General features: G+C 53.9%; 22 protein-coding genes. 1 reads left to right on the top strand and 21 read right to left on the bottom strand.

The annotated features are described in order from the left end of the window. Positions 1-71: 71 nt before the first annotated feature. The 19 genes from C162_RS26050 to C162_RS36170 form a co-directional block, all read right to left on the bottom strand. Positions 72-620, bottom strand: coding sequence for a phage tail domain-containing protein (locus C162_RS26050; RefSeq protein ID WP_036699340.1), 549 nt, complete (start codon positions 618-620; stop codon positions 72-74). Further along, positions 617-4,423 (bottom strand): hypothetical protein, encoded by a 3,807-nt coding sequence (locus tag C162_RS26045; protein WP_036699339.1) that lies wholly within the window; start codon positions 4,421-4,423, stop codon positions 617-619. The genes C162_RS26050 and C162_RS26045 overlap by 4 nt, the downstream gene beginning before the upstream one ends. Beyond that, positions 4,420-4,818 (bottom strand): hypothetical protein, encoded by a 399-nt coding sequence (locus tag C162_RS34660; protein ID WP_051493935.1) that lies wholly within the window; start codon positions 4,816-4,818, stop codon positions 4,420-4,422. Before C162_RS34660 ends, C162_RS26045 begins: the two co-directional genes overlap by 4 nt. A gap of 6 nt (positions 4,819-4,824) precedes the next feature. Further along, complete coding sequence (locus C162_RS26035; RefSeq protein ID WP_156949711.1) at positions 4,825-5,049, bottom strand: hypothetical protein; 225 nt, start codon at positions 5,047-5,049, stop codon at positions 4,825-4,827. Positions 5,050-5,126: 77 nt separating this feature from the next. Beyond that, positions 5,127-5,558, bottom strand: coding sequence for a hypothetical protein (locus C162_RS26030; protein ID WP_162174494.1), 432 nt, complete (start codon positions 5,556-5,558; stop codon positions 5,127-5,129). 62 nt (positions 5,559-5,620) lie between these two features. Beyond that, positions 5,621-6,151, bottom strand: a complete 531-nt coding sequence (locus tag C162_RS26025; protein ID WP_036699336.1) for a hypothetical protein — start codon at positions 6,149-6,151, stop codon at positions 5,621-5,623. A 63-nt stretch (positions 6,152-6,214) separates the two neighbouring features. Continuing rightward, positions 6,215-6,547: a minor capsid protein gene (locus tag C162_RS37670; RefSeq protein ID WP_442792477.1), complete on the bottom strand. Its 333-nt coding sequence runs from the start codon at positions 6,545-6,547 to the stop codon at positions 6,215-6,217. Between the two features lie 45 nt (positions 6,548-6,592). Beyond that, positions 6,593-6,913 carry a hypothetical protein gene (locus C162_RS26015; RefSeq protein WP_036699335.1) on the bottom strand — a complete coding sequence of 107 codons (321 nt, stop codon included), beginning with the start codon at positions 6,911-6,913 and terminating at the stop codon, positions 6,593-6,595. After that, a complete protein-coding gene (locus C162_RS26010; RefSeq protein WP_036699334.1) occupies positions 6,913-7,299 on the bottom strand; it encodes a hypothetical protein in 387 nt (128 codons plus the stop codon). The genes C162_RS26015 and C162_RS26010 overlap by 1 nt, the downstream gene beginning before the upstream one ends. A gap of 15 nt (positions 7,300-7,314) precedes the next feature. After that, positions 7,315-7,542 (bottom strand): hypothetical protein, encoded by a 228-nt coding sequence (locus C162_RS26005; protein ID WP_036699333.1) that lies wholly within the window; start codon positions 7,540-7,542, stop codon positions 7,315-7,317. A gap of 69 nt (positions 7,543-7,611) precedes the next feature. Next, positions 7,612-8,703: an SU10 major capsid protein gene (locus C162_RS26000; protein WP_036699332.1), complete on the bottom strand. Its 1,092-nt coding sequence runs from the start codon at positions 8,701-8,703 to the stop codon at positions 7,612-7,614. A gap of 95 nt (positions 8,704-8,798) precedes the next feature. After that, positions 8,799-9,506 (bottom strand): phage scaffolding protein, encoded by a 708-nt coding sequence (locus C162_RS25995; RefSeq protein WP_051493933.1) that lies wholly within the window; start codon positions 9,504-9,506, stop codon positions 8,799-8,801. 109 nt (positions 9,507-9,615) lie between these two features. Beyond that, positions 9,616-10,455 carry a phage minor capsid protein gene (locus C162_RS25990; protein WP_036699331.1) on the bottom strand — a complete coding sequence of 280 codons (840 nt, stop codon included), beginning with the start codon at positions 10,453-10,455 and terminating at the stop codon, positions 9,616-9,618. Next, positions 10,452-12,017, bottom strand: a complete 1,566-nt coding sequence (locus tag C162_RS25985) for a phage portal protein (protein WP_235218530.1) — start codon at positions 12,015-12,017, stop codon at positions 10,452-10,454. The genes C162_RS25990 and C162_RS25985 overlap by 4 nt, the downstream gene beginning before the upstream one ends. A gap of 19 nt (positions 12,018-12,036) precedes the next feature. After that, positions 12,037-13,743 (bottom strand): phage terminase large subunit, encoded by a 1,707-nt coding sequence (gene terL, locus C162_RS25980; RefSeq protein ID WP_051493932.1) that lies wholly within the window; start codon positions 13,741-13,743, stop codon positions 12,037-12,039. A gap of 69 nt (positions 13,744-13,812) precedes the next feature. Beyond that, on the bottom strand, positions 13,813-14,247 hold the full coding sequence (locus C162_RS25975) for a phBC6A51 family helix-turn-helix protein (protein WP_036699330.1): 435 nt from the start codon (positions 14,245-14,247) through the stop codon (positions 13,813-13,815). Between the two features lie 113 nt (positions 14,248-14,360). Further along, positions 14,361-14,519 (bottom strand): hypothetical protein, encoded by a 159-nt coding sequence (locus tag C162_RS36175; RefSeq protein ID WP_156949710.1) that lies wholly within the window; start codon positions 14,517-14,519, stop codon positions 14,361-14,363. Positions 14,520-16,169: 1,650 nt separating this feature from the next. Then, positions 16,170-16,619: a hypothetical protein gene (locus tag C162_RS25965; protein ID WP_036699328.1), complete on the bottom strand. Its 450-nt coding sequence runs from the start codon at positions 16,617-16,619 to the stop codon at positions 16,170-16,172. Positions 16,620-16,840: 221 nt separating this feature from the next. Continuing rightward, entirely contained in the window at positions 16,841-17,014 is a 174-nt protein-coding gene (locus tag C162_RS36170; RefSeq protein WP_156949709.1) for a hypothetical protein, read from the bottom strand. 176 nt (positions 17,015-17,190) lie between these two features. Between C162_RS36170 and C162_RS25960 the strand changes: the two genes are divergently transcribed. Continuing rightward, on the top strand, positions 17,191-17,553 hold the full coding sequence (locus C162_RS25960; RefSeq protein ID WP_036699327.1) for a hypothetical protein: 363 nt from the start codon (positions 17,191-17,193) through the stop codon (positions 17,551-17,553). A gap of 217 nt (positions 17,554-17,770) precedes the next feature. Here the strand turns inward: C162_RS25960 and C162_RS25955 are convergent, their stop codons facing one another. Together C162_RS25955 and C162_RS25950 are read right to left on the bottom strand one after the other, a co-directional pair. Then, the gene (locus C162_RS25955; RefSeq protein WP_051493931.1) at positions 17,771-18,034 is read right to left on the bottom strand and encodes a hypothetical protein; all 264 of its coding nucleotides are present in this window, start codon (positions 18,032-18,034) and stop codon (positions 17,771-17,773) included. Between the two features lie 28 nt (positions 18,035-18,062). After that, positions 18,063-18,284 carry a hypothetical protein gene (locus C162_RS25950; protein WP_235218529.1) on the bottom strand — a complete coding sequence of 74 codons (222 nt, stop codon included), beginning with the start codon at positions 18,282-18,284 and terminating at the stop codon, positions 18,063-18,065. Positions 18,285-18,795 lie beyond the last annotated feature (511 nt).

Genomic DNA, 18,795 nt, shown 5'->3' with positions numbered 1-18,795 from the left:
TCGTTCTCCTCCGTTAGATCAACGCAAAAAGGCTCCGGCCATAGTGACCGAAACCTCTGCGCTGTCTTCGTTTATTGGTATTCGTATTCGTTCGTTATCGTAAATCCGTGGACGGTCGTTACTCCGTTATTTGACATCGTAATTACCGGCCGCGCGCGTACATCCGCTTCCGATTCGATCTCGACCGCCGTTGGACTCGCGGTTATCGTAAACTCCGTAATCACTTCCGGTCCCACCGGCCACGGATCGTTCATGCGCAGGTTTACGTCGATTAAGCGGCTGCCTGTCGCGCCGAGTTGGAGCGTTCCCGCGTATGTCGCTACGTAATATTTGCCGGGCATATCCGCAAACTCTAGCGTGATCTCTCCGCGCTTGCTGTTAAACGTACGCGCCAGATACGCCAGCGTCCGGTGATACTCCGCAGCGCTCGACGTAATTTCAAACGTCAGGCCAATCGGACGCGCTCCGTAAGATGCGCCGAAGTCTACGAGACCATCCGTATTTGCGAGTTTGACCGTGTTATCGTCCGTTTCCGGAAGGACCGGGAGCCGCCGCTCGTGAAGCGCAGCCCCGTGCTCCGATAGCCAAACGCCATTAACCGCAACGTCATACGTACTCATAGCGCCTTCACCCCCATCGCTTGCAGCCGCTGAGCCGCGCGCGTCTTCTCATCGTAGTACATCGCGATATCCGCCTTATCCGTAAGCACGACCTCTTCCGCGCCCATGTCGATGTTATTCGTAATATACGTAGGAGCCGCCGGAGCCTGCGCTGCTACACGTGGACTCGCGACCATATCGAATAGCGCCGATTGCTGCTGCGGATTAAGCACGATTTCGCCGGCGTGTGCTACGATTGGAACCGCTGATCCTACCGCGCCCTTTACGATGCCACCGTCTTTAAACGCCTGCAATGCGCCGGTATCCTTGTCGATTCCGTAGAGTTTACGCAGCTCCTCGTTACGTGCGTTTAGCCGCGCCATTTCCGCAGCGTTACCGGCCTTCTTCGCGGCTTCCCAGGCGGTTTTATTCGCGTTGTACTCCCGCAGGTCTACGTCCTTTTGCGCGGCCGCCTGCGCAGTCTTTACGGTAGCCATCTTCGCGTTATACTGCGTGATGAAGGCGTCAAGCTCCGTTAGGATCGCGCTATTCGCACTATTAGCGGACGAGACGCGGTACGCTGCGATCCCGTCCTCGACCGTTTTGATATCGCCGCTATACGCATCGAACGCTTTTAACAGCGACTCGTATTGCGCTTCGGCTGCGGCCTTTTCGGCGTCGTATGCCTTACCCTTCGCGTCCTTTTCGGATTTAAGCGCGTCCTGCTGCGTTTCCAGCGTACGATCCGTAATCTCGCGGTCGTGTTCGAGTTGCATCCGCTCGATTTCCTTGAGTAGCGTGTCTCGTTCCGCGATTCCTTCCGGACCGACTGCGGATTGTAATTCGGCCAGCCGAGTGCGTTTTTCGCGTAGCTGCGTCTCGTAATCGGCGTCCGCGTTGAGATCCTTATTCGCGTCGCGTAGCTTCTGGATCGCGTCAATACGCGCGTCATAATCGTCAAGCGCCGCTTTCTTACGCTGGTCAATCGCGTCGAGGTCCGCTTCCTTCGCTTCCTTAATTGCGTCCTTCTGCGCCTTGACGAGATCATCCGCGAGGGCGACCGTCTGCTTCGTGATATCTTTGCGCGTCTGATAGAGCTGCTCGTCTGCCTTGGCGTAATACTCCGAATCCTTCGAATAGCGGTCACGCACGCGAGTCCATGCAGCGAGCTTCATCTGCGCGATCTCCGTTTCCGACTTGCCGGCGTCGGTCATCCGGCGATCTTCCGCGTCGATCCATTTCGCCGATGCCTCGTACTGGTCGCGGGCTTCCGCTGCAGTTGCGGTCGCTACGTCCTTTCGCGCTTGGCGGCGTTGGTCATCGGCGGCCTTATACTGCTCCGAGTCCTTAGCGTAGCGATCACGTAGACGCGTCCAGCTTGCGAGCTTCATCTCCGCGATTTTGAGCTCCGTCTTGCCGCTGTCCTCCATGCGCTTTTCTTCCGCGTCGATCCACGTAGCGCTGAAATCATAACGCGACTGAACGCTGTCTTCCGATAGCTGCTTAAGCTGCAGCGTGAGTGTCCGCGCGTCGTCTACGGATTCCTTGAGAAAAGTCGCGTGCTTCTTCCGCAACTCTTCATATTTCGCGATCTGCTTATCGGCGGTCATATCGTAAAAGTCCGCTTGAAACTGCACGGTCTTCAAGTCCGCTTCATACGCAGCCTTACGCGCTTCGGCCGCCAGTTCCGCCGCTGACTTCGTCTTCTTTTCCTTTTTAGGCTTCGGTCCTTTTTCCGGGTCAGGCGCGATAATGTCCTTCGTAAAATCCTGCGAGCCTGTTTCGACCTCGTTCGCCAGCTTCTCCATTTCTCGCGCGACATTGGCGTATTTCTGCTGATCCTTAAGCGCTGCGTCTACCCTGGCGTCAACCTCCGCTTTCGCCCCGGCCGCTGCTGCTTGCGTGAGTAATCCGTTCGTAACGATATCGCCAACGTTGCCGGAGGTCTTACGCAATCTGTCCGCTTCACGTGCTGCGACGTCATCCGCAAAAGACGTAGCCTTCGCGCCGGATACGATGGCGAGCGCGTTACTCAGCTTCGTAAGGTTCGTAATCTGCGCCTGTACCGACTTGGCCTGCGCCTCCGATTCCTTGCCGAAGTTACGTATCCGCGCCGTCACGTTCGCAGCCGCCATATCCGTAAAGCGCTTATCCGTATTAATCTGCGATATGATCACGTCGATATTATCCGCACGGATACGGCCGTCTTCGCCCTGACGTGCGTTAAGCTCCGGATACTGATCGATCAGTTTCTCCGTAACGTCAACGAGGCGGTTTTTCTGCGCTGCGTCCAGCGTTTGAGCCGCGTTCAGCGTCTTAAACTCGTTAGCCAGCGCGCTCATCTGCACGAGCGTCTGCTTCTTAGTGGCGATTGCGGCCGCTTCCGATTTATCCTGCTCAGTCAGCGCGATTGTTCCGCGTTTAACTACCGCGTTCATTTCGGCTAGTTTAGCGGTCGCGTCTTCTACGCCGGTATATCCGAGCCCTTCGAGTTTAACGTCGAGTTCGCCGAGCGCTTCGTTAACGTCCATCGCTTGGCCGAACATCTCCGGCATCCACGTTCCGGCTTCTTGCGCGGATTCGATTTCGTTGATTTGCTTCTGCAGGCGGGCGCGTTCTTCGAGCAGCGGCGCGAGCTCCTCTGTCTTCGATTTCAACGTTTCGATATCAGCCGCCGTCCGGTCAATTGACGCTTTCGCGAGCAATTCGTTAAGCTCTTTCTGCGCGGAGAGCATCGCTTCTGTCGCCGCTTTATCGCGCGCTTTTGCTGCGGTTAGTGCGCCGAATGCGGTAGCCAGCGCCCCGACCGCTACTAGCGCGATGCCAAGCGGTCCCGTCGACAGTCCGAGGAATGCGGCGGCAGTCTTGATTGCGGTAAATAGCGCCGGTATCAATTTTAACGCAGCGCTAACGGACGTCAACGCAACGATAAACGCAAGTACTCCGGCCGTTCCCGTAGCGAGTCCGGATACAAGTTCCGCGTTTGCCGACGTAAAATCCGCGAGCTCAATGATCAGCGGTGTCAGCGTATCGAGCGCTTTCTGTACGACTGGCGTAAACGCTTCGCCCATTGCGACCGTCGCGCTATTCGTAGCCTGCGTAAAGCGCGCCTGACTGCCGATGATTCCTTGCATCGCCTGGTCCGCGTTGCCGACGTAATAAATACCCTCGCGGATAAATCCGTTCAGTGCTGCTTGTGTCTTCTGCGCATCCGTCAATTTGCCAACGGTTGTTCCGATCGTGGCTGCGTATTCCTTCTGCATAACGCTGAGATTCTTCGTTACGCCGACCGCATCCGCGAGCACGGAGTTACCGTTCTTGATACCGTCGAGTGACGCCTGGACAGCGCCGCCCATCGTATAGAACGACTGCCGTCCGTATGCCGCCGAATCCGCAAGCGAGTTAATCAGGTTTTTCGCTTCTTCGAGGCTGAGGCCGGTCGATAGCGCCGTCTTAAACGCTTGTGCCGATTCGGTCAACGATAAGAATCCGCGCGATGACAGTTCCTCTACGGCTGCCTGCGCATCCTTCGTCTGGACGCCGAATCCCTTCGCAACCGCGTTAAGTCCCGCGAATGCCGAATGCAACTTCGTAGCCGCTTCGACCGCGCGCATCATCTCGTTAACTAGCTTTGATAATCCCGCGCCAGCCGCGAGCCCCGCAATCGCGCTCCCCATATCACGAAATCCGTCAGCGCCGCGCCGTGTATCGCCTTCAAGCTCGCGTATTCTGCGCCGAGCTTCGTCCATTTGACGCCGGAACTCCGCCATCTCAAGCGTAATCCGCGCCTGTATTTCGCCGACGTTCGTGCCGCCTGCCGTCATCTTAGCGCCCTCCTTATCGCGTCATTTACAAAACGTTGATATAGCCGCTCGTTCGTACGCAGCGGCCGCGAAAGGAACTTCGGACGCGTACCGGGCGTAGTCGGATTCTTGTATTCGCCCATTTCGTGAACGCGCAGCGCGTAGTTAAAGCGAACGCCGCCCGCTTCTTCCGTTGCGGAATAAAATACCTCTCCGTAGATATGGCCGTTTTCGTTCTTGACGCGCTTGCCCGCCGTCATCCGCAGCGTACCCGTCTTTAACGGCGCCTCGTTGCGGGAGTCCGCGAGCAGACGGTCCGTAGCGTCGTGTAATCCGGACATAGCTCCGGCAATTACTTTCGCTTCTTGCTGCGCCAGGAAACGGTAAAGCCCCGCCACATCTGCGCTAAACGTCATATCCGGTCACCTCGCTCCCATCCGCATCTGATCGCGGAGTAATTTAATCGCAGCCTCGTCGTATTTCGGGACGCTGCTTTGCTTGAATCCGGCCGCATTACGTAAGCCATCCGTATAGCTCCGGAAATCCTCAACGCTCGTCGAATGCGACATCACGTTAACATTAAGCGCGTCCAGTGTTTCGCCAGCCTTGCGCCGCGTCTCCGCTTCAAGTACGTCGAGTAGGTCCATAACGTAGTAGCCGCGCTCGAACTCAACTTGCGTTTTGCCCAAACGGACCGCCGCGTCGATAAAGAATTGATCCAGCGTTATTCCGCGCTCATCACTGCGTCCGCTGCGTTGTCCAGCGTTTGTGTCAGTTTTAGAGCGCCTTGCACGTTTTTTAGGAGTCCGCCGAAATCGTTCACGCGTGCAACGGCGACAAAGTACGCCATCAATTCGTCCGGAGATACGTTCTCGTTGATCCACGCGGGCTCCAGTCCGGTCAGCACCGCAACCACGTTAACAACGTCGTCGATTGCGCTCTCTACGACCGCGAGTAGGTACGGTATCCGGCTGTCTGTAGGCGCGGTTACTACGCTGATTAACATTTGCGGTAAGTTGCCGACTACGCTGTAGAGCTCGCGCCATTGGCCGATCGTTACCTTGCGCACCTTAACCGCCTGGCCTCCGAGGATGATTGCGGACGGGTCTACTGCGGGAATATCTGATTTATCTGAACGCTTAAATAACTGCATCATTTTCGCTCCCTATAAATAAAATAGAGGCGCGGTTAAGCGCCCCTTTTCGTGTCATACGCTGCTTACGGAGTTGCGGTAATTGTGTCATCACCAAGGATGAGGATGACGCCATCTTCGTCCGGAGTGGACCGTAGTGTTACGTTGGTGATGCGCTCGTTTTCGTTGTTGAACGAATACGACAGGTCCGTTTCCGAGTACGCTAGTGGCAACGTAAGCCAGAAATCCGGGTCCGTTTTATGAGCGATCGGCTTGATTACGGCGATCTTAGCGGTATCCAGCAGACTCACGCCCACGCCGGTCTTAAGCAGGACTTTCGATCCGCCTGTTCCGGTAACCACCTCTGCACCCGCCATGATCTTCGGAATGACGTCGATCTCATATTCCGCGAACGGAACGGTGACGCTGACGTTGCGGCCGGTAATGCGCTTATCGACGATGGTTTCGCCGGTCTGATCCGTCTTTTGCTCGCGGTACGTAGTTTCTGTATTAAGTACAACGCCGCCGATGGTCGTTTCAAACGTGACCATTGTTCCGCCAGAACCGTACTCAACGATTGCCGGGCCGATCTCGATTTTGCTAAAGTCTTGAGCCATTCGTTATTTCCCCCTTTAATGTGCATAACAAAAAGAGCCGCCCGATTACGGACAGCCCTGCGTTTATAGCGATGTAGTTAACGTAAAATTGACGGAGTATAGTGCGCGTCCGCTCTCGTCCGGACCGAGGTACCACGGCGCACTTTGATCCGCTAGGCACTTAACCACGCGTGTACTCCCGATTATAAATTCCGTCTTGAGGTGTAGCGCCGCAATTAGCGCGTTACCTTTCGCTTCTGCGTTCGATGATAGTTTCGCGCGAATAACGACTTGAAATGACGGACGTGCAACGGACGACCACTCGCTAGGAGCGCCGCCGCCCGTTATCCGCACGTATGCGCAATCATCCGGGTTAGTTGCGATAAATTCGTTACCGACTACGATGATGCCCGGCATTGCAATCCGGACCGCTGCGTTGATATCCGCTAGGGTTAGCGCCATTTATACGTTCACCTCCGTTAGAATCGGCCGACCGCTCAGCATCCGTTTTACACCGATGGTTAATGGATCGTAGGTCACCGCGTCTCCTAATTCGTTGGTATACGTAAGCTTAGCGTCCAAGCCGATATCCGCGAGCTTATCGAAGTAGAACGTTCCGATGCTGACGACTTCGGCTCCGTATTGATTACGCACAAGTTTAACGCCTTCCTGAAACCGGCAGCGCAGCGTATAAGGAACGCCAGGTATAGGCGTATTGTAATCCGGATCGAAGCCGCCCGCCGGCGTAATTGTGACCGTCTGCTTAAGCGGTATCAGCGCCATTACATCGTCACCCACTTAACCGCGCGCTTGCTGAGCTTAACGCCGTTCGCCGCGCCAATTAACGTATAAGAGACTTCCGGTATCAACGCGTCGAGCCCCGTTTTCATTCCGTCCTTAAACGTAAAATTAGCTACGCCGGTCAGTCCGAAGCTCGCTACGCCTTGCTGTTGCAGCGCATTTGTATCGTTAAACGCGATTGCCAGCGCGTTCGCATATTCGTAAACCGCCGCGTCCGGTATCGTATATTGAGCGTATTTGTCCGTCAGCGTCCGTCCTGCCACGTTAACTATCCGTAGTTTTTTGGCGTCGTCTGCGTCTGTCCAATCGTCAACCAATACGCAGTTCACGTTGATATACGTTGTTGCGTCATTTACCGTAAGAGCCACGCGCTCCACCTCCCGTTATTTTGCGGAGGTATTCGCAGCCTTTCGCGGCTTAGGCGCTGGCTTAACGGGTTCCTCCGGTGTTTCTACGGCGCTATCCGCCGGTTCCTTAATCGCGTCAGGCAGCCGGTCCAGTACCGCGATTTCTTCTGCGGATGTCGCTACGTACTGGCCGCCGCTGAACTTGCGCTCGCTGCCGCCGACGTAGAACGAGAGTTCCGCGTATCTTGACGTGTATTTTGTCATCGTTAACCTCCGTTACAAACGGGAGCCCGCGCAGTCAAGCGACGAGCTCCGTTGTATTTGCGGCTGGACTTACGCCAAGCCTTTGATGCGAGCGTGTGCGGCTTCTTGGTGCAGCTCAAACGTGAATTCTCCAACGAGCATTCCTTGGTAGTAATCGCCTTTCTTGCCGAGGTACTCATGCGTGAAGTCGCGGCCATTCAGCGGATGGATCATCGCGCGGTTTTTATCGAGGATCAGCGCTTCGGATGCGGCAAGGTTATCGTTAATGGAAACCGGGAACTCGCCAAAGTCCGTAGTCAGACGGGATACGACAGCACCGCGACGGTTATCCGCCTGATCGATACGAATCTTATCGTCGCCGAACGCGGATACTACGCGCTTTTGCTTAGCTGGCACGATGATCTCGTACTGACCGCCGGTAGCGAATCCGCCCTTCTCGTAGATCGCTTGCAGGGAATCGTTGATCATCGTCAGCGTAAGAGCTCCGCCGGATGCGTCCTTAACGTTGGTCGAGATCAGGCTGCGTACGCCGGCCATTTGACGAATAGAGCCGTTTTCATAGCGCACGCCGTTGATCAGCGCTTTTTCTAGCTGCAGCGCGAGTTCGAGTTGCTTCTTCGACTGTTCGTACGTGTACAGATCGGAGATACCGTAATTCGCAACGGCGGCCGCTGTACCGGTGATTTCTACGGTGTCATCAAAGATTTGCGTCAGGTTGGACTTACGTACGCGCTGTTTGTAACGTGCGCTACGTGCGTCCGCGCCTTCTGTGCCTTCGCTAAACTGGAACTCGACCACTGCTCCAGACGCTACGGCTGCAGCGGTAGTGCTTGCGTAGCCCCGCGTTACGGTCAGCGTCTTAGTGCCGGAGTTGATTGCGGTAACTTTCAGCAGCTCTTCGCCGATCTTAACAACGTCCCCTACGCGATAAGGCTCTACAGAAGCCACTACAACGGCAGTAGCGTCGATCAGTGCGGACGCGGTAGTTGCGGACTCCGTTGCGAACATTGCGTCTTCGAACCATACGTGTTCAACCTGGCTGACCGGATTAGCGAATCCCAACATAGCGAGCATTGGCGTCTGCAGCGGGTTTAGCATCAGAATCTGTTCGGTCACTGACTCCGGCTTGCCGATAATGTCTGCGTTAAAAATTTTAGTCATGATTTAATTTCCCCCGTATTAGTTATTTTGTTTACTGCGTTGCAGTGCTAAAGTTAGCGCGCAAAAGAAAAGACGACCGTATGGGCCGCCTCGACTTAACTCGATAATTCACGTTTTAGCTTCGTAAAGGCCGCGATTGCCTGCGGTGTCGGATTCTTCTCCGCGAGGGCCTTCGCTTCGGCCAGACGTTGGTCCTTCGTTTTAGCCGCCGGCTCCCCGCCACCTGACGGACTTCCTACCGGCTTCGGCTGCGTTACTTCCGCTAGATACGGATGTTCCGTAATCAGCGCGGTAATCACGTCGGCCAGACCGCTAACATTGCCGTCATCATCGACGGTAACTGCGCCAGTATCCGCCAGTTTAAGCGCGGCGGCCAAGCGATCAGCCGGAATGTTTGCGTCGCGTGCTGCGGTCTTAAATTCAGCGTTGATCAATCGCTTATTTGCCGCAGTCAATACGGACGCGTTGCGGTCCTCGGCTTCCTGCGCCCGTCTGAGCGCTTCGGCCTTCTCCGCTTCCAGGCGTTCAGTAGCGGTCATCTCCGCTTTCGAACGGTCAGCCTCCGCTTGTTCAAACGCGGTCAGCTTCGTCTTGATATCGTCGTAGTCTGCGAATTTCTCCGCCTTCTTACGTTCGCGTGCGAGTCGGTCCGCTACAATGCGGTCTAGCTCCGCTTGCTGCTCCGGTGTAAACTCGATCTTAGCCGGCTTACCCTCGCCCTCGCCTGCGCCACCACTTCCGCCTTCTCCTCCGCCATCATCAGCGTTATAGAAAGGCATAAATCCGTTGAATAATCGTTTCATAGCGTATCCTCCCGCGTTTTAGCGCCGCGTAGCGCATTGGATGTTAGGTGCACCGCGCACCTGAGCTCCGTCCAGTTTATCGCGTCATATACGTAAGGGACGCGGAGCCTTATTGCTCCATTAACTTCGGATCGCGTATAGCTGTTACCAAATGTTTACAATTCGGATGGAAGATTTCATTACGCGGTAAATCGCCGATGAACCGGTAATCTCCGGGCGCGTCCGGCGTCAGCTTAACGATCATGCCTTCGTAGCCCCGACACTTATCAATCGCGTTATGTCGCGAAATCACTCCGTAATAAGCGCCACGTCCGACCGCTTCATTTATCGTAGACTCACGCTGCGTCGCCGCCATCTTTGTCCGAGTTAGCATCTTAACGTAGTTTTCTGGCGTCCATCTGCGCATGGAACTATCAATGATTCCGGTATCAATCGCGCTACCGAGTGTTTTCTTCATGCGCGCCAGGATATCGGCATTCAGCGTACGGTTACCGTTAATCCCCCGCGTTAAGTTAGCGCGCATTGAATCGGCGGTCGCTTGGCGGATAGCGATCTTGACGCGGCGATCTACGTTTTGCGTAACCGCAAGCAAATCCGCCTGGGTATCCGCAACGGCCGCCGCTACAAACTCGCGATTGATCCGGTTAAACTTAACGATCTTCTCCGCATCCTCAAGCGTAGACGCCGCGCCGAGGGCTACGATGGTCCGCGCGATACCGTCCGTCGCGGCCTTCGGTATATAGCGCTCAACCCACGCAGCCGATTCGTCGTTAAGCTCACGCAAAGTAGCCGCAACCTCGGCGAGTGCGGCCTTCGTATTTGCGCGTGTCATTGCGGTTAAATCTAAGCGTGAGAGCTTCGCGCTAATCGAAAGTAAAGCGTTCTTGTATGCGCGGACGAGCAGCGCCGTCTCGTAGTCGTAAACGGGTTCCGGTATCTGCGGCGTCATTCGTTAAACACCGTCGAGTCCACCGTTCCCAGGGTCCGCGCCTCGTCTGCGTCAATCCTGCGTATGACTTCTTCGGCCGCTGCGTTGTCGATGCCGTCCTGATCCTTGATCGCGTCGAGTACGGACCATGTCGCCTTATTGCCCGTCCGAATCTGCGCAACCTCTGCGGCTTCTTTTTCGTCACGTGGGATTCCGTCGCGCCAATTGATCGTAGGATAAACGGCTTCGACCGGCTCATACCCCGTTACGCCCGTATTCGCGTAGTTTTCGAGGGCCAGCGCCTTCCATAGCGCATTCCTAAACGCGCGGTCAACGTGCGAGCGAATCCGCTTGACCTTCGAGAGTATCGGCATGAACCGCGCTTTGATTGCGCCGGCATCCGTGTGTGACGTGCCAGTTCCGCCCTTATCCGCTGCGAGCGTAGTTCCGAACAACCATTGCGGCGTTTCGCTCATTTGGAATACGAGGCCCAGCAGAATATCGAGTTCCTTAAACGCGCCCTCTAGCTGCGAATTCCACGTCATATAGCCGGGCGTCGCGTCTTCCTTTTCAACGGGAATATAGCGGCTGCCGAACCGTACGCTTCCGTCGGTAGTATCTTCTACGTCTGGACCATACGCGGTCGGATCGCTGTGCTTCCACAAGATGTAGTCGATCTGTACGAGGCGGTCGTTAATCGCGCTCAGTACGCTTTCCAGCTTTTCGACCGAACTGATCCCGCGCCAATCGTCGTCCGTTGTCTTGTTCGGAATGTGTTCGACGAGCATGTACGTCTGGCCGGTCGGTTCGATGCGCGTTTCTCCGACTTGTTCGCCTATCATGTAAACGGGAACCGGGACGTCATAGAACGTATTCAGTCCATTTGTAATCAGCTTATAGCGCTCGTAAATGATATAGCCGGGAATGTGCCGCTCAACGTTTAGGAATGGGTTTTCGTTCGTTGATACTCCGGTTAAATACGATAGGAATCCCGTAGATCGTTCGACTTCCCACTCGACCCACGCGATATTAATCGCTTTGAAACGTTTCTTTGAGCCCCGCGACAATTCCGGAAATACAATCGACGGGTCCACCGTTTCGATAATCGGTTCCAGTACGGCGGCCGGCGGTGTTAATCCGAGCTCCCGCGCTTCGGTAACGTCATCCCGCGAATCATAGCGCGTCTTAATAAACGAATCGCCCCGGTAGCCGCCTCCGATAACGATTTCGTGCATCATCTGCGTAAGGTCGTTCTCTTCGACGATCGAGTCGAGTCGCTGCTGTTCGCGTGAATCCGGACCGCGTCCGCTGTCGTACGTAGGCGGATCTCCGACCATTAAATCCGCCGGCTTCGTGAGTAATACGTCCATTATGTTAACCGCGATGAATAGCGTTTTAAGCTGCGGCGCTTGCGGCGTATCCGCGAGTATGGACGATGCGCGATCGTATATTTCCGCATGGCGGCCGGAGAAGATAACGCGGCCCCGTTCGTATTTCGCTAAGCGTTCAATTTCGGAAGTCGGCGGATACTGCGCGCCGGTGTAAAACAGCTTCGTCTCGCTATACGTATAAAACTCCGTCAAACTATCGCCTCCTTTACGTTTACATCCACTTCGGTTTATTGCGTGCTTTTCTCTTCGCGCGGGCTACGTTCTCGACCGCCATAGACAACGCGTCTGCGGAATCCACGTAATCGCCGCGAGGGAATTGCGCTAACTGGTCGAGCAGCATCGTATGGCCGGCGTTGAGAATGAGCGTCTTATTGTGAAACAGCGGTTCGAGCGCTTCGATACGTTCGTCCTTGCCGGTTTTATGCGCCTTGACATCGTTCAGCCGCGTTTTAGATAGCCCCTCGATACGCAAGCGTTCCTGTAGCTGCCGGTAAAATTCGTGCTGCGCGTTGATCGTTTCGACGCTGAAAATGTGGTGCTTGTACGTTTTAATCCGCTCGACAATCACATCGAGTATCTTGTGCGGCTGCTCTTTCGTTGCATATTCGTCGAGCACGAAGACATAGCCGGTCTTATCATGGCGGCCAACGGTCAGGACCGCGTTATAACAGGACCGCGCGTTCTTACCCTGTGCAATATCCCACGCGCCGCTTATTGTTAGCTCCGACATCGGAATCCGCAGGTCTCCGTATCGGATGAAGCGCCGGCCATGCTCGTATTCGTAGCGATAATATCCGTAAGTGTCCGGGAAGAAGAATTGCTCGTCTTCGCTAAACGCTAAATTCCGGAATTCCGAGTTATATGCGCGCGTACCCATGTTCACCTTTTCGTGCATAAGCGCCCGGTAAGTCCAGCGCCACGGCCACGCCAAAATAACGCCGGCTTCGAGTTCGGCGCGATGATCGTTATAGAAATCGTCGGCGTCCGTTGACTCATCGTCAGATCGCGCGTATATCTCGCAGTAGCGCTCCCATAGTTGCGGACTATCCGGCTCACTTACGACGGCTCCGTGAAACGATGATTCGAAGTCCTTACGCTTGAGTACGTGATTCAAAAGGCCGGTCGCGCTGACCATTGTACCGACGAGTATAATCGCGGTTGACTTCGACCCGATCGGGACGACTACGGAGTTAAACCAGTGAACGAGTTTCTCGCGCGCTTCCTTCGTGCCTTCGTTGTTTATAGACGATGGATCATCGACGATAACGAGGTCCGGCCGCTTCGATCCGTGACGCATACCGCGTAATTGCTTACCGGAGGATGACGCCTCGATGCGCGTGCCTGACGTTGTGATGAACGCCTCTTCGTTGTCCTTTTCGTTTTGGTTATTCCGCTCATGCAAAAGAGGACCGAAGTCCCCTCGCAGTTTCTCGTTATACTTAAGCTGCTTGTTGATCCACCCGATCAGCTTTTTCGATAGCGTATCAGTTTCGGATATCTCCAGGATATAACGCCGCTTTCGATATACCGTTTGATGCAGCGGAAAGCTATTCGAGAACATGCCGGATTTCGAGTGTCCACGCGCAGCCGCTATCGCAAGCCGGGCGCTTCTCTCAACGTGGTCAACGTGATTACACAACTTAAAAAACTCCGCGTGGATCGGCGCTATTTGTTCAAGCGGATCATGCGGAGTTCCGTCGTCGGCGTTCGCTATAATATTGTCCTCGTTATCCGGATTGCCGGCGTCGGATAAGTATTCGTACGTGAAGTACGCTACGTCATCCTCGGCGCGGTCAATCCGCTTAAGCCGTTTCAGCTCCGCGATGTCTGCGCGTAGTGATTCTTCGTGATACGTTGTTGCGCGGCCCGTCCGTACAAGCTCACGGAGTTTAACCGCCCGTTCACCTACGAGTTTGATGCGCTCAGCACGCGCGGGTTTATCGAGCCATTCGTTATTGACATACGCCGTGTGAACGCACCTCCTTCGTTATTTGTCTTCCGCGAGTAATCCGTCCAGCTCGTCGATTTCCGCCGCCAATTCGTCGTTGCTACGCGCTGCACCGGCATCCTTCGTTTCAACCGCGACCTGCTGCGTAATCAATCCGAACCTGCGGAAGAACAAGTCGATCGCCTTGATACTCGGCTGGCTTCCGTCAATCGCGCGCATTAGCTGGCGGTAAACCTTCGCTCGGTCAGCGGATAAAAAGTCATCCGCGAGGTAATTTACGTAGTCGATAAAGGCGCGCTTTTGCGTTCGCCATTGATGCAGCGTTTTGCGGGATACTCCGATTTCGTCCGCGATGGCATCGAACGTTAAGCGGTCTTCCTCCGCTGCAAACTCGCGTTCGACGCACATTAGCGCTGCTTTCTGCTGGCGTCCGTCAAGCTGCGATTCTAACGCGGCCTTGCGTTTGTCTGACATTGCGTTTCCTCCTTCGTTGTTTTAGCGTTGATTTTACGTTGAATTAGCGTTTATAATACGTAGACATACGAATACACTCCGGAGAGGCTACACGCGTTAATTCAACGGTGGTTCTACGTGATGCTTGCGATACGTTCGCGGATACCGGAGACCTCACGTTCAAGCTCCGCGAAATCGCGTTCTGTGTGCGTGCTATATTCGGCAATTACGGCCTGCTCTGCGTGATAGTACGCGTCAAGCAAGTCTAGCGCGATCTGGTGCAGCTCCTCCATCCGCAAATACCTCCCGAGGTTAAATTTTTGCGAGCAAATTCCGTACAGCAAACGTGACTTAGTCCTTTACCGCGCTTGGGGGTCACAGCGTTACCGCGTTGATACTTTAACGTAGTGCAGCATTAACGCGCTGGCATGTTCACAAAAGTCGGCTTTTATACTAAAGTGTTTTACCTTGACACCCCCACTAAACCCGCGCCCCGCCTACGTTTACCTTTCGTAAGTAACTGCGTCTATCCCCGCGTTTGCACTATTCCGCACATTCTGACGTGTTTACATACGTTATTTTCACGTTACTTTATCGCAGTACAGCGTTAATTCTGCGCTAACCCCGCGAGTTTGCGGAGGGCGTCCGGCCTGCCCCGCCCTGCAACCGTATTGACGCGGTCCTTGTGCGTATACTAAGCGGAGCCTCTTACGCTATCCTCTTTCCCCGTTACCCTACGTGACCCTTACGCTCGATCCCGTTCAATCGCGTTCCTTCTAATAATGCGTAGGTATAAACGCTAGCCTTATTGACACGTTACACACTCGTCTGTTCTACGCTGCGTTATCGCTTGTTATTAGCGCGTATTAGCGATCGTGTACGTTACCCTAACGTTTATACCTCCGCGCTATTAGAACGCCTAATCTAACGGACACAACGAGTCCTTAAGCGCCTAATCCTACGCCCGGGCAGAGCGTAAGAGTAGCGCTGCTACTTACGTCACAGATACGCGTTAGCCCATCCGTCCATTACGCGTCCGATACAACCGCGCTTAATAGCGAAGCTCACTCCGAACCACATACGCCATTTACATACGTATATTAGTCCGTCCTCTACGTATGTTGTAGCGTAGCTTAACGGTAGTAATTGCTTAACGTACCACATGCGTTATCCCTCCGTTTATACCCATCCGCCGAATCCGTTCCTAAACGCATATATGAACGCCCAATATAACGCAGGTAGAACGCATATTAACGTTAAACATCCGTAATCTATGCGCTGCTTATAACGAAACCTAAAGCGTAAGTCAGCGTATAAACCCGCTGCAGCTAACGCAATATGAACGATACTTAACGCTATCCATACGATTGACATCGTTGTTCCTCCGCTCTACTATACGTTCGCTAACGCCTCTACCTGCGCATTAATAACCGCTGCTATATCGTCTATACGCGCTACTAACTCCGCGCCTTTATATACGAGGAATATTACGTTACCTTTACGTCTTGCAGCGTTTATAATCCGTTCTACTTCCGCCTTAGTACCCGCTAATTCAACCGTAAAATCTAACGTATAATCAGCGCCCTCTTTACTAGCGTACTCTACCGTAAACAATAACGTTCACTCCGTTCTTTGCGCTATTCTTTGTCTTTGCCTACATGAGTTACTACTTTGAATAATCATCATGTATATTACAACCATAGGTTTCATCTTTAACTGATATCTGCCGCGTCTCTTTGTTCCTTGCCCCTCAGTCATTGTCATTCCTTCGGAATTATCTTTATACGCTCAAAGTTATTAATCCCATTGGCCGCTAGAAATCAATGAACGTAGTGAATTTATTTCGACGCGTAATGTTTTGTTTATTCTTACATGTTCGTTATTACACGTTAGTTCTTATTACCGTCACTCTCCGGTGATTTAGGTAATTCACTCTACAGTGATTAAGCTAATTCACTCTCCGGTGAATGACCGTATAATACGTCCAGATTAGCGCGTATCTGCGCATCCGACAGCTCGCTATAATACTGCGGATAGTATAGCTTATCGCGCTTATTCGACGTATAGTCCATCGCTGACTTAACGAGCCCTACCGCTTCCAGCACGTCGCATAGCGGCTTAACCCGGTTACGTCCGATCCCCGTTTCGTCAGCGATACGCTGTACGGAAGGGAACGCGCTCATGTAGCGGTCATTGTCCGGCTGCCCGTTAACCATCGCCAGGAGATACGTATAAAGGGCCGCCATATGGACGTTACCCTTATCGTACTCACGCGCGATCGGCACCAGCCGGCGGAATAAATCGTGCGGAATAGGAGCGTAATGCCCCCGTTCCAAACACGCCGACTTACGTCTAGCAGCTTCGTGACCTAATTCACGGAATTGTCCTCGCATACTCCACTCACTCCACTCCACGTAGTTTATCCGTTACTTATTTGCGTCATATTCGTCTAGCGTGCGCTTAACCGCGTCGTCCTTAGCGAACAGCCAGAAGCGTCCGCCAGTCTTTTCGTTAAGCCCTACGCAAATATATCGATGTCCGGCCGCTCGTAGAAAGTGGAACATAGCGGGCGAATAGCAGTAAAGATAAGCGTTTCCCATACGTAAGCCCTCCCTTAGTTAAACTCGATAACTGCGCTACTCATTCCGTTATTAAGGGACTGCTCGAAGTCGTAGTTAAAGTCGTCAGCATCCGCGTATTCGTCGAACACCTGGAACGAATCTTTACCCTCTTCGCAAAGCAAAAAGTCGTTTCCCTTTTCGTCGGTGATCTTAATAGCGTATTTCATCTTAACACTCTCCTCTTAAGGTTTAAGACCTCATAGGGCCTCTACCTTAATGGTCCGCAATCCCCACGTAATACAACCCGTAGCGCCCCGTCCGCACCGTTATTTACCGTTTTACAACCCCACCGCTAACGTTTATAATACGTACATACGTTCCCACTAACGGAGGCCCTTACGCTATGAACAACGAACTATTACGCAATTACGTGATTTACCCGCAGCTCACCGCGTCCGTACAGCGCGGACTCGACGAACTCAACGCGGCTCACAACGTACTCAACCGCGCCTACTCCGCATCCGGCACGTACATCCTACGCAGGATCACGGACGATCTGCGTGATAACCGCCTAGCGATCAACCGCGCGGGCCTGCGTGTGTTAAGAAGCGCGGAGCTTAACGGCATGATTCACGTAGAGTTCACGCGTAAGGGACGTACTGAGCCGGAGACATATGCGATTGCCCGCGAGGTTCTGCGGAAGGAAATGGGCGCGATGATGGCGCAGTATATTGCGGAGTTTGGTGAAGCGGTTGGACACGTTTAATTGCGTATACACGCAAAAAAGACGCTGGCCCCTTCCGGAGTCTAGCGTCTTTTACTCGTCTTCCTTACGTTATATCTACGCTTACCTTACTTTACCTTCCGCCACTCAACCGCCACAAATACCGCCGCCAGTCCTCCGAATATTGCGATTCCGACCGCTTGGAAGTCGAGTAGTTGCGCAAATGCGAACGCAGCAACGGCGTAGCTGCCGACGAGTATTATCCTACGTTTCCACACGTTAAATCACGCTCCTTATACGCTTGATTAAACAAATTAGGCCCGCCGATTACTCCGATGCTGACTACGGTATCCTTCCCGTAATTTCGCCTACCCGTCCGGACTTCGTAGCCGGCGTCATCGCGGCCGCCTCCGTAAATTACTTGCAGCTCCGCAACAGTCTTTACCTTATCGCTGCCGAACGCGAGTAAGTCGATCATACGGAGGTCGTCCGGTAACTGCGCCAGGCATTCGCTAATCTTCACGTTAAATCACGCTCCTTATACGCTTATTCTAACCGCCGCTATACGTGATTTCAACGTATGGCTCCGCTTCCTGCACCGTTTCCAACCCGTAATAACCCTCCGCCACCACGCGCCGTCCATCCCGCCTAGCCTCCGCATATTCATCGTAATCCGTCGTCAGTTCCGCGTCATGGCCGACGTGGTCCTTGCGCCAGGTATCAAACGCAACCTCTGCGCCTTCCCGCGTATACTTACCGAACATTGTCGTCACGCGACACGTATGACAATCCGCGATATAGTAAGTGCCCATTTAGCGCCCTCCTTCCGCAAGTAGCAGCGCAAGTGCTACGTAATTGCCGCCCGCTGTCTTAACGTAAATCCGCCGGTTAATCACGCGCCCGGCTACGAATCTACTCCGTTTCATCTACGCTCACCCTTTCCGTATTTCTTACGTGACGCTGCGCTCAACTCGTGGTTAAGCGCCTTGAATACGTGGTTACGATATGATAGCAGGCGGTACTGGCGGACGTACAAGCGGTCATACTCCGGATCAGCGCGAAGCCTAGCGCCGTATTCCGTTAGCTTGCGGTCGAGGAAGGCGCTGCGGTCCGCGGAGGTTTTAGGCTGGCGGTTCATTCCGCAATTGCGCGTAGGAACGCTACACACGTGGTCTTTTCATCGACCGTAAGCCATCGCGTATCCTCGATTTCCTTTACGTGGTGCTCGATATCGGCGATGCTGCGAATCCACTCATTTCCGCCTAATCCGTGGCTATTAACGAC

The sequence above is a fragment of the Paenibacillus sp. FSL R7-269 genome (assembly GCF_000517865.1).
In the GTDB taxonomy this organism is placed as follows: domain Bacteria; phylum Bacillota; class Bacilli; order Paenibacillales; family Paenibacillaceae; genus Paenibacillus_AQ.
The sequence above is the reverse complement of the archived record's forward strand: the minus strand, read 5'-3'. Positions and strand labels throughout refer to the sequence as shown.